Origin of the sequence: Sphaerotilus microaerophilus (assembly GCF_023734135.1) — a bacterium.
In the GTDB taxonomy this organism is placed as follows: domain Bacteria; phylum Pseudomonadota; class Gammaproteobacteria; order Burkholderiales; family Burkholderiaceae_C; genus Sphaerotilus; species Sphaerotilus microaerophilus.
Window position 1 is genome coordinate 631,492 of the sequence record NZ_AP025730.1, and the last position, 15,680, is coordinate 647,171.

At 67.4% G+C, this 15,680-nt stretch carries 15 protein-coding genes and 1 CRISPR repeat array; all 15 genes read left to right on the plus strand.

Translation table 11 applies throughout. The features are described from left to right. Positions 1-24: 24 nt before the first annotated feature. The 15 genes from cas10 (at position 25) to NGK70_RS02890 (ending at position 15,623) form a co-directional block, all read left to right on the plus strand. Positions 25-2,784, plus strand: a complete 2,760-nt coding sequence (gene cas10, locus NGK70_RS02820; protein WP_251971867.1) for a type III-A CRISPR-associated protein Cas10/Csm1 — start codon at positions 25-27, stop codon at positions 2,782-2,784. Between the two features lie 12 nt (positions 2,785-2,796). Continuing rightward, positions 2,797-3,285 carry a type III-A CRISPR-associated protein Csm2 gene (csm2, locus tag NGK70_RS02825; RefSeq protein WP_251971868.1) on the plus strand — a complete coding sequence of 163 codons (489 nt, stop codon included), beginning with the start codon at positions 2,797-2,799 and terminating at the stop codon, positions 3,283-3,285. A gap of 15 nt (positions 3,286-3,300) precedes the next feature. Then, entirely contained in the window at positions 3,301-4,053 is a 753-nt protein-coding gene (gene csm3, locus NGK70_RS02830) for a type III-A CRISPR-associated RAMP protein Csm3 (RefSeq protein ID WP_251971869.1), read from the plus strand. Between the two features lie 12 nt (positions 4,054-4,065). After that, positions 4,066-5,037, plus strand: a complete 972-nt coding sequence (gene csm4 / locus NGK70_RS02835) for a type III-A CRISPR-associated RAMP protein Csm4 (protein ID WP_251971870.1) — start codon at positions 4,066-4,068, stop codon at positions 5,035-5,037. Then, positions 5,034-6,680, plus strand: a complete 1,647-nt coding sequence (locus NGK70_RS02840; protein WP_251971871.1) for an RAMP superfamily CRISPR-associated protein — start codon at positions 5,034-5,036, stop codon at positions 6,678-6,680. The genes csm4 and NGK70_RS02840 overlap by 4 nt, the downstream gene beginning before the upstream one ends. A 19-nt stretch (positions 6,681-6,699) precedes the next feature. Beyond that, positions 6,700-7,731 (plus strand): CRISPR system precrRNA processing endoribonuclease RAMP protein Cas6, encoded by a 1,032-nt coding sequence (gene cas6 / locus NGK70_RS02845; protein WP_251971872.1) that lies wholly within the window; start codon positions 6,700-6,702, stop codon positions 7,729-7,731. After that, entirely contained in the window at positions 7,731-8,045 is a 315-nt protein-coding gene (gene csx16 / locus NGK70_RS02850) for a CRISPR-associated protein Csx16 (protein WP_251971873.1), read from the plus strand. The genes cas6 and csx16 overlap by 1 nt, the downstream gene beginning before the upstream one ends. Positions 8,046-8,104: 59 nt before the next feature. Beyond that, positions 8,105-8,353 carry an AbrB/MazE/SpoVT family DNA-binding domain-containing protein gene (locus tag NGK70_RS02855; protein WP_251971874.1) on the plus strand — a complete coding sequence of 83 codons (249 nt, stop codon included), beginning with the start codon at positions 8,105-8,107 and terminating at the stop codon, positions 8,351-8,353. Between the two features lie 2 nt (positions 8,354-8,355). Next, on the plus strand, positions 8,356-8,769 hold the full coding sequence (locus tag NGK70_RS02860) for a type II toxin-antitoxin system VapC family toxin (protein ID WP_251971875.1): 414 nt from the start codon (positions 8,356-8,358) through the stop codon (positions 8,767-8,769). 47 nt (positions 8,770-8,816) lie between these two features. After that, on the plus strand, positions 8,817-9,980 hold the full coding sequence (gene csx2, locus NGK70_RS02865; protein ID WP_251971876.1) for a TIGR02221 family CRISPR-associated protein: 1,164 nt from the start codon (positions 8,817-8,819) through the stop codon (positions 9,978-9,980). Positions 9,981-10,373: 393 nt separating this feature from the next. After that, on the plus strand, positions 10,374-10,661 hold the full coding sequence (locus NGK70_RS02870) for a CRISPR-associated endonuclease Cas2 (RefSeq protein WP_251971877.1): 288 nt from the start codon (positions 10,374-10,376) through the stop codon (positions 10,659-10,661). A gap of 28 nt (positions 10,662-10,689) precedes the next feature. Further along, on the plus strand, positions 10,690-11,745 hold the full coding sequence (gene cas1 / locus NGK70_RS02875) for a CRISPR-associated endonuclease Cas1 (RefSeq protein ID WP_251971878.1): 1,056 nt from the start codon (positions 10,690-10,692) through the stop codon (positions 11,743-11,745). 38 nt (positions 11,746-11,783) lie between these two features. Beyond that, the gene (locus NGK70_RS02880) at positions 11,784-12,653 is read left to right on the plus strand and encodes a CRISPR-associated endonuclease Cas1 (RefSeq protein WP_251971879.1); all 870 of its coding nucleotides are present in this window, start codon (positions 11,784-11,786) and stop codon (positions 12,651-12,653) included. A gap of 104 nt (positions 12,654-12,757) precedes the next feature. Continuing rightward, entirely contained in the window at positions 12,758-13,096 is a 339-nt protein-coding gene (gene cas2, locus NGK70_RS02885; RefSeq protein ID WP_251971880.1) for a CRISPR-associated endonuclease Cas2, read from the plus strand. A 130-nt stretch (positions 13,097-13,226) separates the two neighbouring features. Next, a CRISPR array of direct repeats spans positions 13,227-14,524; the repeat unit is 37 nt; unit sequence GTCCGGATGCTTGCCCTGATATCGAAGGGATTAAGAC. A 61-nt stretch (positions 14,525-14,585) separates the two neighbouring features. After that, positions 14,586-15,623 carry an IS630 family transposase gene (locus tag NGK70_RS02890; protein WP_251971881.1) on the plus strand — a complete coding sequence of 346 codons (1,038 nt, stop codon included), beginning with the start codon at positions 14,586-14,588 and terminating at the stop codon, positions 15,621-15,623. The last annotated feature ends 57 nt before the right edge of the window (positions 15,624-15,680 follow it).

Below are 15,680 nucleotides of genomic sequence, written 5' to 3' on the forward strand. Positions count from 1 at the left end.
ACACAGCATCCAGTGAGGAACCCGATGACGAGACACGATGCCCACCCGCTTCAGGAGGCCACCACCCGCGTCGCGCTCGCTGCCTACCTGCATGACCTGGGCAAGTTTGCCGAGAGGGCGGGGGCTCATGCCCAGGATCCGCGCTTGGACGCCCATCTGACGCTGTATTGCCCCTTCCACGAGGAGGCCAAGGGCCGGGGTTGGCACAGCCACCGCCATGCGGCGCACACGGCGCTGGCCTTCGACACCATCGAGCCGTGGCTCCCGCCGCTGTTGGGTCGCGAGAGCGCGCCCTACGCGCCGCGCCGTCGAGCGGGTGACGCCGCCGCGGCGGATGCGACCGATTCACTGATCAACGCAGCGGCCGCACACCACCGGCCGGACTCCTTCTTGCAGTGGGTCATCGCCACGGCCGATCGGGTGGCCTCGGGTTTCGAGCGCGAAGAGTTCGAGAAGTACAACCACGCCAAGGACGAGACCCGCGCCGGGCTCGACCACTACACCGCGCGTCAGCTCACGCTGTTCGAGCAGATGCGCCTGGGTTCCGGTGGCTCCGTGCCCGACGAGAAGGCGCTGCGCTGGCGCTACCCGCTGCGCACCCTCTCGCCTGCCAGCCTGTTCCCGGCCAAGGCCGCTCAGTGCGAAGGGCGCGATCGCGACGCTGCGCGCCAGGAATACGCCCGCCTGTGGCAGTGGTTCCTGGAGGCGATCAAGCTCATTCCGCAGGCGCACCGCCAGCAGTTGCCGCTGTGGTTCGACCACTTCGACAGCCTGTGGCTCGCGGCGACGCAGGCCATCCCGGCAGCCACCGCCTTCAACGTCAAGCCGGAGGTCTCGCTCTACGACCATTCGCGCACCACTGCCGCCCTGGCGGCGGCGCTGTGGCGCTGGCATGAGGCCGCCGGCCAGACCGACGCATCCGCCGCGGGTCGGCTGCGCGAGCGCAGCGACTACCGTGAGCCCAAGTTCCTGCTGATCCAGGGTGACTTCTTCGGCATCCAGGACTTCATCTTCGCCAGCGGTGGCGACACCCGCAAGCAGGCCGCCAAGCTGCTGCGCGGGCGCTCGTTCCAGGTGTCGCTGTTCACCGAGCTGGCGGCGCTGCGCATCCTCGATGCGCTCGGGTTGCCGGCCACCAGCCAGGTCATCAATGCGGCCGGCAAGTTCCTGATCGTGGCGCCGCACACTCCCGAGGTGCTTGCCACGCTGGCCGACCTGCGCTCCGAATTCGACGCCTGGTTCCTGCGGCACACCTTCGGGCTGGCGGGCATGGGGCTGGCTTGGCAGGACGCCTCGTGCGAGGACTTCCTGCTGCGCAAGGACAGCACCGGCGACAAGGCTGCCGAGCGCGGCTTTGCCGCCCTGCGCACGCGGCTGGTCGAGCAGCTCGACCGCGCCAAGCATGCCCGTTTCGACCTGTGCCGCAGCGGCGCCCGAGTGTTCAGCGACGCCGACTACCGCTTCGGCCCCTGCGCTTTCAATGGGCGGCTGCCGGCCGACCAAGCTGCAGAGCATGGTGCAGCGGCCAGCTGCGCTCTCTCTCGCGATCAGATCGCCATCGGCCGGGCACTGGTCGACCGTTTCGAGCGGCTGCTGATCGTGCGCGAGACCGGGACGGAGCTGCTGCACAGCGGCGAGCGCCTGCAGCCGCTGGAGCTGCCGCTGTTCGGCTACCGCCTGGCATTTACGGCGCATGAGGAGGCCAGTGGCCGCTTCGGTGTACTGGCGGCCACGGGGCTGCTGCGGCGCTGCTTCGACTTCTCGCTGCCCGGTGCCGACGATGCCGACGGCACCATGCCACTGTGGAACGGCTATGCGCGGCGCTTCATCAGCGGCTACGTGCCGCGCGCCAGCGGCAGCGAAAACCGACTCTCCGGCCGCTACGTCGGGGTGGCGCAGGATGATTTCCCTGAGGCCGGCGATCTGGCGCCGTTTGACCTGCTGGCCAGCGAGGACCGCCAGCCCGACGAGTCGGGCAGCGGCTGGCTGGGCGTGGCGGCACTCGGTGTGCTCAAGGGAGACATCGACAACCTCGGCGAGCTGTTCCGCATCGGCCTGCAGCAACCCACCTTCGCCAAGCATGCCGCCCTGTCGCGGCAGGTGAACGCCTTCTTCGCCATCTACCTGTCCTGGCTGCTGGCGCGGGAGTTTCCGAAGGTCTACACCGTGTTTGCCGGCGGCGACGACTTCTTCCTCGTCGGCCCCTGGCGCCAGGTGCAGAAACTGGCTTGGCGCATGCGCTGCGAGTTCCACCGCTATGTCGCGGAGAACGGTGACCTGCACTTCTCGGCTGGCGTCGCTACGCAGAAGCCGGGGGCGCCGGTGCATGTGCTGGCCGAGCTGGCCGAAGAGGCGCTGGCGCTGGCCAAGCAGTGCAGGGAGCCGGCCAGCAGCCCGGTACAGCCGGCCAAGAACGCCGTGACCTGCTTCGGCCAGACGGTGCCCTGGTCGCAATGGCTGCATCTGGAGGGCGCCCTGGATCGTCTCGGTGTGCTGCGCCGCGATGCAGGGCTCAGTACCGGCTACGTCTACGGCCTGCTGCGGTTCGTCGACCTGTGTCGACGCGAGCGTGAGGGCGATCCCGAGGCGGCGATGTGGCGAGCCCGCTTCAAGTACCGCACGCGGCGCTTCGTGGTGGATCGCATCCGCGGGCTCGACGAGGCGACACGACAGCGCCGCTTCAACGAACTGGCCACCGACATCGGCGTCAACGGCATCGACAAGCTTGGGGCGAACTACCGCATCGTCCTGTTCAACCACCTCTACCAGTTCCGTGACCGTTAAGGAGGCACAGCAATGGCAACGTATCAGCAACCCAACCCGCGTGGACCGGGCGGCTACCAGGGCGGCCAGCGGCAGGGCGGCTATTCCCCGCGCGGAGATGACAGGGACGACACACCGACGATCAGCCTGCAGGGCATCGTCTTCGGCGACAAGCCGGCTGCCGACCTGTTCTCGACCCAGGCGGAGCGCGCTGCCGAGGAGGTGTCGCGCGCCTCGAAGGAGATGAACAAGTCGAGCCAGCTGCGTCGCTTCTACGACGAGCTGGTCATGTGGCAGGAGAAGGTCGGCAACGACGACAGCAAGTTCAGCGACTGCGAACCCTACATCCGCATGCTCAAGGCCAAGGCAGCCTACGCCAAAGGCCGCAAGCACGTCGACGCCAACTTCCGGGCCCTGTTCGACCGCCTCATCGACCAGAGCACCAGTGCCGCGACGCTGCGGCAGGCCAAGCTCTTCTTCGAGGCCTTCATGGCCTATTACAAGATCCACCGTGCCCAGTGATCAGGGAGGTTCACCATGCAACTCATCAACATCCACCAGCTCACCGCCACGCTCGAACTGAAGTCGGGCCTTCGCATCGGTGCCAGCGAAGGCGAGATTCGCATCGGCGGTGTGGACAACCAGGTCATCCGCCACGCGCACACCGGGCAGCCGTACATCCCCGGGTCGTCGCTCAAGGGCAAGGTGCGCAGCCTGCTGGAGTGGCGCAGTGGGGCGGTGCAGTCAAATCCACTTGGACTCCAGGATCTTCAGCGTGCCCGCAACGATGCGATCGCTGTACAGGTGCGGATGATCCTGACGCTCTTTGGCGTGAGCGGTGGTGACCGACCGGACCATGCGGATGAAGAGCTGATCGGCAAGATTGGCCCGACCCGGCTGGCTTTCTGGGATGCCGCGCTGCAGCCGGACTGGGTCGGTCGCATCCAGGGTGAGGACAAGCTGCTGACCGAGGTCAAGACCGAGAACCGCATCGACCGCATCAAGGGTGTGGCCGAGCACCCGCGCCAGACCGAGCGGGTGCCCTCCGGCGCCCGGTTCGACTTCCGGCTGTCGGTCAAGCAGCTCGACATCGACGGTGACGGCGCCGAGCTGCGCCGCACGCTGCTGGCCGGGCTGCGGCTGCTGGAGCTCGACAGCCTCGGCGGTTCGGGTTCGCGCGGCTACGGCAAGGTGAAGTTCACCGGCATGCGCTGGGGCGATGCCGACATCCAGGCCGAGTTCGACCGCATCGACCCGTTCGCCGACGTGGCCGCCGCGCGGCGTGCCTGAGGGGAGCCTGCGATGCCGATGCGCACCTTCAAGCTGACGCTGCGGCCCGAGTCGGCCTTCGGCACGCCGCTGGCCGGCGACACGCTGTTCGGCCACCTGTGCTGGGCGCTGCGCTGGCGGCAGGGGGAGGCCGGCCTGATCAAGCTGCTCGAGGGCTACACCCGCGGTCAGCCGTTCGCCGTGCTGTCCGATGCGCTTCCAGCCGGGCTGCTGCCACGGCCGAACCTGCCGGCGAGCCGTCTGCAGCGTGCTGGCGATCCCAAGGTCGATCCGAAACAGCGCAAGGCCGACAAACAACTGGCCTGGCTGCCGGCCGAGCAGGCTGCGCGGCCGATGGTGGACTGGGTGCGGGTCGGGCTGGACAAGGCCCGGTCGGTGCAAACCGAGGTCCGCACCCAGAACACCATCCACCGCCTGACGGGTACCACCGGCACCGGTGTCTTTGCGCCGCGCCAGGTCGATACCCTGGTGCACGCGCCCGGAGCCGCGCTGGAGGTCTATGCGGTGCTGGACACCGATCGGCTGCCGCTGCCGTCCTTCGTGCAGGCGCTGGCCGACATCGGCGTCAATGGCTTCGGCCGGGACGCCTCCACCGGGCTGGGCAAATTCACCCTGGTCGGCGAGGCTGCTGCGCACTCATGGCCGACTCCGCCGGGGGCGCGCCACGCACTCACGCTGGCGCCCTGCGCACCGGTGCCGGCCGATCTGGACGCCGACGACTGCCACTACCAGCCCGTTACCCGCTTCGGCCGCCACGGCAGCCTGCATGTGCTGACGGGCCGGCCGTTCAAGCGCCCGTTGCTGCTGCTGCGCAGCGCGGCGGTGCTGGCCTGGCGCCACCCGTCGAACGAATGCCCGGCCTTTCACGGCCAGGGCCTCGGCGGGGTGGCGCAGCCGATTTCGGCGGCCGAGCCCGCGACGGTGCACCAGGGTTACGCGCCCGTGCTGCCGCTGGCGCTGCCCGAGCTGAAGGAGGCCGCATGAGCTCGAATCCGACCCTGACTCGCTTCTTCACCACCCAGGCCCTGCGGCTGACGCCGCTCACGCCGATCCACATCGGCTGCGGTATCGACTTCGAGCCGACCAACTACGTCATCGACGAGGGGGTGCTGTATCACTTCGATCCGGCGCAGGTGCCGCTGAAGCCGCAGGACCGCAAGGCGCTGATCGACGCGGCGAACGACAAGCGTGCGGCGCTGAGTTGCATCCAGGGCTTCTTCCACGACCGTCGCGATACCTACGCGGCGCATGCCCGGCAGGTGGTGGCCGTGGCTGCCGGCGTGGCCGAGCAGCATGGCCGGCGCATCCGGCAGATCGCCCAGCGCGAGGCCAATGGCCGCAATGTCATCAACCTGCTGGAGGTCGAACGCACGATGCACCACCCGCACAGCGGTGCACCGTACCTGCCCGGCTCCAGCCTGAAGGGGGCGATGCGCACGGCGTGGCTGGATCAGATCAATGACGGCAGAGCGCGGCGTGACGCTTACGAGAAGGCCCAGCAGATGGAGCAACGCCTCCTCGATGGCAGCTTCCACACCGACCCGTTCCGGCTGGTCGATGTGGCCGATGCCGGCGGCGAGCAGGTGCTCAGCAAGGTCTACTTCAGCACCAATCACAAGAAGAAAAGAGTGCTCGACAAGGACGGCGTCGAACGACAGGGACAGGGGCTGGCGACGCGGCGCGAGACCATCGTCGGCGGCCAGTACGCTGCCCTGACCGGCGATCTGCGCCTGGATCTGCTGCCCGGACAGGGCCGAAGTGACAAGGTTCCAGGTCAGCGCATCGAGCCGAAGGCGCTGGCCGCGGCCTGCAACCGCTACTACGTTCAGCGGCTGGCAAAGCTGCTCGCCCTGCTGGAGCAGCGCGGCTTTGCCAGTCCTGAATGGTGCACGGGTGTGCGTCGGTTGCTGGCGGCGTTGCGTCCTGCGTTCGAGCGCGGCGACGCCTTTCTGCTGCGTGTCGGGCGCCACAGCGGCGCGGAGGCGGTGACTCTGGACGGCGTGCGCCGGATCAGTGTCATGCAAGGGAAGGACGAGCGGGGACGGAATCAATACAAGGACATGGACGAGGCGACCACCATCTGGCTTGCCGCCGAGCGAGAGAACATCACCCGTGGCGACTTGCTGCCCTTCGGCTGGCTGCTGGTCGAACACGCCGATGCCCCGGAAATCCCCGCCCTGCGCGAATGGTGTGATCGGCAGCCCAAACCCGACCTCGGGGCCATCCAGGCAAAGCTGGACGGGGCACGCGCGCAAGCCGAAGCCGAGGCTGCACGGGCAGCACAGGAGCAGGCCGCTCGCGAGGCGGAGAAGGCCGAAGCGGCCCGGATCGCGGCCGAGAAGGAGGCGGCACGTCTCCAGCTCACACCGAACCGGCAGGATGTCGAAGCGCTGGCCGAGGCCCTGCGGGCCAGCGTCGTGGCGCTGCGCGGCGGCAAGGTCAAGGCCAACACGGAACTGCATGCCCGCACGCGCGCCCTGGTCAAGCGAGCCCTTGCCGAGGGCTGGCCACTGACAGAGCGATCGGTCCTGGCCGACATGTTGACCCAGGAACTGCCCAAGGCCGTGCAGATTGACAACTGGAAAGACGAGCGCAAAAAGTTGCAGCTGGCCCAGCTTTGCGCCTGAGCATCCAAGGTACGCTTTTGTGACCCAGACGATCATTCCGGCATGTGGGAACAACTCTCCATCCGAGCTGCTCAACCTGCCCCTCACCCGCCTGCGCCTGACCGCCATCGCCCAGGCCGACCTGCCGTTGCCCGACTACGCCGGCTCGCTGCTGCGCGGCGCCTTCGGTGCCGCCCTGCGCCGCAGCGCCTGCATGACCGGCCTGCCGCAGTGCCGCGACTGTGCGCTGTGGCGCAGTTGCCCCTACCCGGCGGTGTTCGAGACGCCGCCGGCGCCCACCCAGTTCGGCCAGCAGTTCAGCGCCGTGCCCAACCCCTACGTGATCGAGCCGCCGCCGATCGGCCTGCGCCGCGTGGCGGCCGGGCAGCCGCTGGTGTTCCACCTGGTGCTCTTCGGTGATTCCAGGCTGCGCCAACTGCCGCTGATCGTGCACGCCTGGCAGCGCGCACTGCGCCACGGGCTGGGGCGCGAGCGCATAGCCAGCGAGCTGGTTGAGGTGGCGGCCGTCCTGCCCACAGCGGCGGGCGGTGACGAGCTGCTTCCCGTCTGGGACGCCGACGGCGCCCGTGTTCACCCGCAGCAGTTGGAACAGACGGCGCTGCGGTTGCCGAATGGGGCGCCGGCGGAGCTGAACCGCCTGACCCTGCAGATCCACACCCCTCTGCGTCTTCAGCACGACGGCCACGCTCTGGGGCCGCGTGAGCTGAGCCTGCGCACCCTGCTCGCCCAGCTGCTGCGCCGGCTGAACCTGGTGCTGGACCTGCACTGCGGCATCCGCCCGGCACCCTTCGATGCACCCGCCCTGCTGGCGGCGGCCGAAGCGGGCCTGTGCGACGACCGCAGTGCCCTGCACTGGAAAGACTGGACGCGCTACTCGGCCCGCCAGCGCCAGGAGATGACCCTGGGCGGCGTGCTCGGCCGCTGGACGCTCACCGGCGACTGCGCCGTCCTTGCCCAGCTGTGGCCCTGGCTCTGGCTGGGCCAGTGGTTGCACCTGGGCAAGAACGCGACGATGGGGATGGGTGGCTACACGCTGGAGGCGGGGGCTTGATGGCCACCTTCTTCCTCTCCCGCCACCCCGGTGCCGTCGAATGGGCGCGCCGCCAAGGCTTGGCCGTGGACCAATGGCTGGCGCACCTGGAGGTGGCGCAAGTGCAGCCGGGCGACACCGTCATCGGCACCCTGCCCATCCACCTGGCTGCGCAGGTCTGCGCGCGCGGCGGGCGTTACCTGCATCTGAGCCTGGACCTGCCCGTGGAGTTGCGCGGGAGGGAACTGACGGCCGATGAGCTGGAGCGGGCGGGGGCGCGGCTGGAGGAGTTTTGGGTGGAATCTGAATCTGGTGCAGGGTTGGATCTCACTTGATGGCAAATCGGCCCGAATCGGCGTAATCTGGCGGACATCTGTTGATGTGGAGATTTTGAATGATCGAGATGAAGGTGTCAGAGGGTGGCAGGGTTGTCATTCCGGCTGAAATTCGCCGTGAACTCCGACTGACCGACGGCGAAATGGTCTGCTTCGAGCTGGTCGGCAGCGGCGAGGTGCGGCTGATGAGCAAGGCACAGCGCCTGCTGCGTGCCCGGGAGGCCTTCCTGCAGCGCCTGCCGATCCAGCCTGGCCGTTCGCTGGCGGAGGAGCTGATCAACGAGCGCCGCGCTTCGTCCGAGGTCTGAGCGTGGCCACCGTTGCCTCACCCGGCTGCGTGCTCGACACCTCTGCGCTGCTGGCTTGGCTGTGGAAGGAGCCGGGGGACGCTGCCGTTCAGCGCGCGCTCACCGCAGGAGGCTGTCGCATCAGTGCCGTGAACCTGGCCGAGTTGCTGGCCAAGTTCAGCGACGCCGGTCTGCCAGTGGGGGACGGGTTGGCGCTGGTGCAGGAACTGGAACTGATCGTGCTGCCCGCGGATGCATCCGAAGCCGTGGAGTCCGCACGCCTGCGTGCAGCGACGCGGCCTATGGGCCTGTCATTGGGAGATCGCGCTTGCCTGGCGCTGGCGCGGGGCTTGGGCCTGCCCGTGCTGACCGCCGATCGGGCCTGGCTGAAGGCAGAGGTCGGCGTGACCATCGAGTTCATCCGGCCGGTGGCCTGACTGGACTGCAACCCCCGTGCGTCCAGTTCACTACAGGGAGTGACTTCATGACCACACTGATCAGTTTCCTCGGCAAGAGCCAAACCGGCGGCTATCGCAAGGCCCGCTACTGTTTCGATACCGGTGTGGTGCGGGAAGAGCCCTACTTCGGGATGGCGCTGAAGGAGCACCTGAATGCACAGCGCCTTGTCCTCGTCGGGACGGCGGGCAGCATGTGGAATGCTTTCTTTCTTGACCGCGGGGATGGCGACGATATCGAGGATCTCGATCGGCTGGATCGGGCCGCAGCCGAAGGCGCCGTGACCGCCGCGATGCTTGAGGGACACGCCGAGCGGCTGTCTGCTCGTCTAGGCATCCAGGTGCAATGTCTCCTGATCGGCTATGCCAAGTCCGACGATGAACAAGCCGATCTGCTGCTGCGCTTGGCTGGCGTGGTGAGTGACGGTGAGCATGTGGTGCTGGACGTCACGCACTCGTTCCGGCATCTGCCGATGCTGGCGCTCGTGGCTGCCCGATACCTCCGCAGGATGCGGGGCGTGCAGGTGAACGACATTTACTACGGCGCTCTGGATATGACCGATGCCGCCACCGGCGAGACGCCTGTGCTGCGGCTCAAAGGCATGCTCACGATGCTCGATTGGGTCGACGCATTGGCCACCTATGACAAGGACGGGGACTACGGGGTGTTTGCGCCGCTGCTGCACGCGGACGGCATGGACCGGGCGCGGGCCGATCAACTGGCGCAGGCGGCCTTCTTTGAGCGCACCAGCAATGCCAAGCGCGCCTTCGATGAACTGAGCTCAGTGGCCACGTCGGTTGAAGCCCACCCGGGTCCGTTGGGGCGACTGTTCCGAGCCGAACTGCTGCGCAGAATCGGCTGGATCCGAAGCAAGGGTCGTGCGGCGCAGGAGAAGGATCTTGCGTCGGCCTACCTGCAGCGCCAGGACTTCTTGCGGGCCGCTGTCTTTCTTCAGGAGTCGCTCAAGTCTGCTCAACTCTCTGCGCACGGCAAAGATGTCGATTGGCGGACTTCGCGAGACAGCGCCCACGAGTCGCTGCGCAGTCAATCCGAGTACGCCGAGCTGTCCGACCTACGCAATGCCATGGCCCATGGCGACCAAGCCGCCACCGAGAAGGCTGAAGATGCCCTGAACTCACGCGACAAGCTGAAATCAGCCTTTCGCCGCATCATGAGTTGGTCTCCCCGCTGACTCTTGCATCCGTCGGGGCGTTGCCGGAAGGGGACAAACCGCGACTCACCACAGCCGCCGCGGCCCCAGGCTCCAGCCCGCCCTCCCAAGCCGCCTGCTCCTCTTCCGTCAGAGGATCAAAGAACCCCTCGTCCAGTTGCCCAAGTCCCTTCAGCGCGCCGGGACGACGGCATGGCGCACCAAGGGCCGCCTCGTGCGCGGCTGAATGACCGTCGCCATGCGATGGCGCGGGCTTCTGCTGGGCTGCATCGTCGAGGTGTCGAGTCATTGCGGTCGGCCTCCAGGGTCCATTGCATCGGGGCCATCGTAAGCCCACCACCCCCCGCAAGCTTGCCGTTTCCCCCGCGCGGCCCCAGCGCGCCGAACAATGGCGTCACACCCCACCGTGACGCCATGGCCAGCCTCTCCCGCCAGCTCTACCTCGCCGCCTACGACATCAGCGACGACCGACGGCGCATCGGTGCCTTGAAGCTGCTGCGTGCCTACGCCACCGGTGGACAGAAGTCGGTGCACGAGGTCTGGCTCACCGAGGGTGACAAGCGCAGCGTGCTGGCCGACATGGCCTACATCCTCGACGACGGGGACCGCTTCCTGCTGCTGCGGCTGGACCCGCGCAGCCAGACCCGGGTGATCGGCCGTGGCCAGGTGGCCGCCGACCCGGACTACTTCTACGTCGGCTGACATCGGCACCCTCGGAGCACCGCCCACCATGTCCACCCTCCTGCTTGACCGTGCCGGCCTCGAAGTGCGCAGCGATGGCAACGCCCTGGCCCTCTACGAAGCCGGCGAGCGCCGCGGCAGCGTGCCCCTGGCGCTGCTGGAGCGCTGCATCATCCAGGGCGCGCAGACCCGGCTCGACTCCGGCGTGCTGCTCAAGCTGGCCGAGGCCGGCGTCACCACCGTGCTGTTCAGCCCGCGCGCCGGGCGGCGCGTGGCCACCGTGCTCGGCCCGGCCCACAACGACGCCGCGGTGCGCCTGGCCCAGGCCCACCGCGTCGGCGATGCCGGCTGGTGCCTGCAGTGGAGCCGGCAGATCGTGCGCGCCAAGCTGCTGCGCCAGCGCCGCGCCCTGCGCACCTGGCTGGCCGCCCGCCCGGATGCGCGCAAGCCGCTGACCGACGCGCTCGCCTCGGTGGACGCCGCCCTGGGCCGGCTCGCCGATGCCGCCGGGGACGCCGATGAAGCGCCTGCCCCGGCCGATGCGGGCGCCGCCCCGCTCGACATCCCCGCCCCGCTCGACATCCCCGCCCTGCGCGGCCTGGAAGGCGCCGCCGCCCGTGCCCACTTCGCCGGCCTGGCGGCGGTGCTGCCCCCGGCGCTCGGCTTTGCCGGGCGCAACCGCCGCCCGCCGCGCGACCCCGCCAACGTCTGCCTCTCGCTGGCCTACACCCTGCTGCACGTCGAGGCGGTGCAGGCCTGCCACATCGCCGGGCTCGACCCCCTGCTGGGTTTCTACCACCGCCCCGCCTTCGGCCGCGAGTCCCTGGCCAGCGACCTGATCGAGCCGCTGCGCGCCGCCGCCGACGTCTGGGCCTGGCAACTGCTGCGCGAGCGCCGCCTGCGCGAGGAGCACTTCAGCAACGACCGCGGCGCCTGCCTGCTCGGCAAGGCCGGGCGCGCCAGCTTCTACGCCGCCTGGGCGGGCGAATCGCGCCCCTGGCGGCGCTGGCTGCGGCAGCGCGCCGTCACCCTGGCGCGCCACCTGCGCGGCGAGGGACTGGCCTGGGTCGACGCCGATCCGGACGATGAAGAAGCCCTTGCCTGAGCACGCCCCACAACGGCCCCACCCTGGAGTCACGCCCCATGAAGCGACAGCTGCCTGACCCGGCGACCCCCTCGCACAGCGCCCCCTCCGGGGCCGGTGGCCCACATGGCGTGCCGCCGCGGCGTGAGCCGGCCCAGCGGGCGGCCGACGCGCGCACGCTCTACCTGGCGGCGGCCGAGCCCCTGCGCGTCACCTCCACCGGCGAGGCCCTGGTCGTCAGCCGGCCGACCCAGGCCCATCTGGGCGTGCAGCGCGTGCCGGTGGCCCGCGTGCTGCGCGTCATCTGCACCGCCCAGGTCGACTGGAGCGGTGCCGCGCTGGCGCTGTGCATGCAGCGCGGCATCACCGTCAGCTGGCTCGATGCCCAGGGCGCCGATCGTGGCCACCTCTGGCCTGCCCGGCACCGGCAGGTGGACCTGGCCGATGCACTCAACGCACTCGCCGGGGATGAGCCTGGCTGGAGCGACTCCTACCACCACTGGTTGCGCCACCAGCGCCTGGCCGTGCTGCAGCGCTGGCAGGGCGAACGTGCCGGCGCGGGTACTCCGGTGGGCGAGGCCGAATGGCAGCAGGCCAAGCGCAGCTGGGTCTACCAGGACCAGCTGCCCGAGCACTTGCCACCGCTGCTGCTGGGCATGGCCGCCGGGCTCGTCACCCACCGCCTGAGCGAATGCGGCCTGCAGGCCCACTACTGGTGCTGCGCGGGCGAGCCCATGGCGCTGGCGGCCGACCTCACGCGCCTGATCTGGGCCGAGATGAACTTCTGCGCAGGTGCGCTCGCCGAGGCCGTGGCGCAGCCACGCGAGGCCGCCGCCATCTTCGAGCGCTGGAGCGGCACCTGCGTGGGCGCCCTGCACCAGCACCTGGCCAACCTGCGCGCGCATGCCCTGCGCGAGTTGGCGCTGTGATGAAGGCGCACTTGCCAATGGCGCCGGCACATGCCCAGGACCACGATGACCCCGATCACGGCCGCGGCCCCCTGGCCACGGCCCCTGCAAAGGAGGGCTGACCCATGAGCCTGCACGACCCTGCCCGCTGGGTGGTGTGCTACGACATCACCGACCGCCGCCGCGGCGTGGCGGTGCACCGCCACCTCAAGTCCCAGGGGGTGCCGCTGCAGTACAGCGTTTTCGTCGTCCAGGCCAGCGCGGCGCGCATCCAGAAGCTCATGGCCGAGCTGGAGGAACTGATCGCCGTGCACAGCGACGACGTGCGCGCCTACCGCTGGCCCGAGCGCACCGAGGTCCACCACCTCGGCCACAGCCTCCTGCCCGACGAGGTGCTGCTCGACACCCCGGCCGCAGCCCCGCTGCGCCGCCGCGCCCGCGCGATTGGCCCCGTGCCGGCGTAAACTGCGCCCATCCGGACCTGGCTGAAAACGAGTCGTTCCATGCACCCCCGGAAGCCGCTCCCGCCGCCCCGCCAAACCTGTCAAGTGCCCTCGCAACTGCTTGTCAGCATTGACGAAAGCGACGTGTGGAGTCCGGATGCTTGCCCTGATATCGAAGGGATTAAGACGCGTGAGCAAGCCGACCTGGCGGGCGCCGACGTCCGGATGCTTGCCCTGATATCGAAGGGATTAAGACAGCGGCGCCAGGTCGGTGGTCAGCTCGGCTGCCGTCCGGATGCTTGCCCTGATATCGAAGGGATTAAGACCACCGCCCGACCCAGACCAGGCGCAACACTGTCCGTCCGGATGCTTGCCCTGATATCGAAGGGATTAAGACCCAGAGCTTCCACTCGGCGGACATCTCGGGCGTGGTCCGGATGCTTGCCCTGATATCGAAGGGATTAAGACGGCAGGCGAATGCCTGACATACAGCGCAAACTGGGTCCGGATGCTTGCCCTGATATCGAAGGGATTAAGACGGCGATGCAGTCCGGCATGTCGCATCCGCACACGTCCGGATGCTTGCCCTGATATCGAAGGGATTAAGACATGACCACGAACTGGCCGTCGAGCGCGACCAGGGTCCGGATGCTTGCCCTGATATCGAAGGGATTAAGACGGTCAATGACCCACAGCAACTCGTCTCGCACCGGTCCGGATGCTTGCCCTGATATCGAAGGGATTAAGACACTCGTCTCGCACCGCATGGCGCAGCTGCCGACGTCCGGATGCTTGCCCTGATATCGAAGGGATTAAGACTTGACGTGGCAGCAGTACAGCCGGCCCGGCTTCGTCCGGATGCTTGCCCTGATATCGAAGGGATTAAGACTGCAGCCACGGGTGGTGCCTGTCGACCGGAACTGGGTCCGGATGCTTGCCCTGATATCGAAGGGATTAAGACAGGCCAAGAGCTTGGTCTGATAGACCTGCAGCGTCCGGATGCTTGCCCTGATATCGAAGGGATTAAGACCAGCCTTGCTGGCCTTGTCGGCTGCGTTGGCAGTCCGGATGCTTGCCCTGATATCGAAGGGATTAAGACGCCGGGCTCACTCGGACGAATACGCCCACTCGGGTCCGGATGCTTGCCCTGATATCGAAGGGATTAAGACGCCCCGGCGGGGCTGTTGTGTGCTGCGATGGGGGTCCGGATGCTTGCCCTGATATCGAAGGGATTAAGACCGGGAACGCCGACCCGCCATCTTGAATCGTGCTGTCCGGATGCTTGCCCTGATATCGAAGGGATTAAGACACGCAGAGCCACGCCACGCAGAGCAGGCCAAAAGTCCGGATGCTTGCCCTGATATCGAAGGGATTAAGACGCCCCGCGGTCACTGGTCTGTCAAACCTGGAAAGTCCGGATGCTTGCCCTGATATCGAAGGGATTAAGACGCCCAGCCAACGCAGGGCGTATTAGTTCGGCAACTCTATAGAGCGTGTTATTATATTTATCATGAAACCCCAAGACGCACGCAGTATTTCACCCGACGCCCAGCGTGAAAAGCGCACCGTTGCACTCAACATGCGGACCCAGGGATACACATTCGTCGAGATCGGGCATGCCGTTGGAGTTCACTCGCGAACGGTGCAGAAATGGTTGGCGCGAGCCGAGATGGACGGGACGGATGCGGCCATCGACGGCAAACCACGGGGTTATGCGGTGGGCGAGCACCGGCAATTGACTCAAGAGCAGGAATCGCAGATTCGCTCGTACATCACCGATCGAATGCCCGATCAGTTGAAGATGCCCTACGCACTGTGGACGCGCAAGGCAGTGCGCGACCTGATTCAGGACGTCACCGGCGTGACCATGCCCATTCGCACCGTTGGCCTGTACCTCAGCCGCTGGGGCTACACGCCGCAGCGCCCGCTCAAACGCGCCTACGAACAACGCCCCGCGGAGGTGCAGAAGTGGCTGGAGGTGAGCTACCCGGAAATACAGCAGCGCGCCACGAAGGAAGAGGCGGAGATCTTCTGGGGCGACGAGACTGGCGTGAACTCGCGCAGCCAGCAAGGGCGCAGCTACGCGCCGGTGGGCAAGACCCCAGCGGTGGCGCTGACCGCCAAGCGCTTTGGCATCAACATGATCAGCGCATTCTCCAACCGTGGCGAGTTGCATTTCATGCTCTACCGCGAAACCTTCGATGCAGCCAAATGCACCGAATTCCTTGGGCGCTTGACGCGCTGCAGTACCAAGAAAATCTTCCTCATTTTGGACAACTTGAAGGTGCATCACGCCAAGGATGTCAAGGAATGGGTCGAGGACAACAAGGACAAGATCGAGTTGTTCTTCCTGCCATCGTATTCACCCGAACTCAATCCGGACGAGTATTTGAACGGCGACCTGAAGAACCGGATTGCAGAGAAACCTCAGGCAAGAAACAAAGAAACGCTGGAAAGCAATGTAAAGAGCATCATGACCGACCTTGCGGCCAAACCAGTTCACATTCGTTCATACTTCAGACATCCGAAGATCCGCTACGCGGCTTGATGCGCCCTGTAGAGTTACCGGATTAATATCGGCCGTTGTGTCCGGATGCTTGCCCTG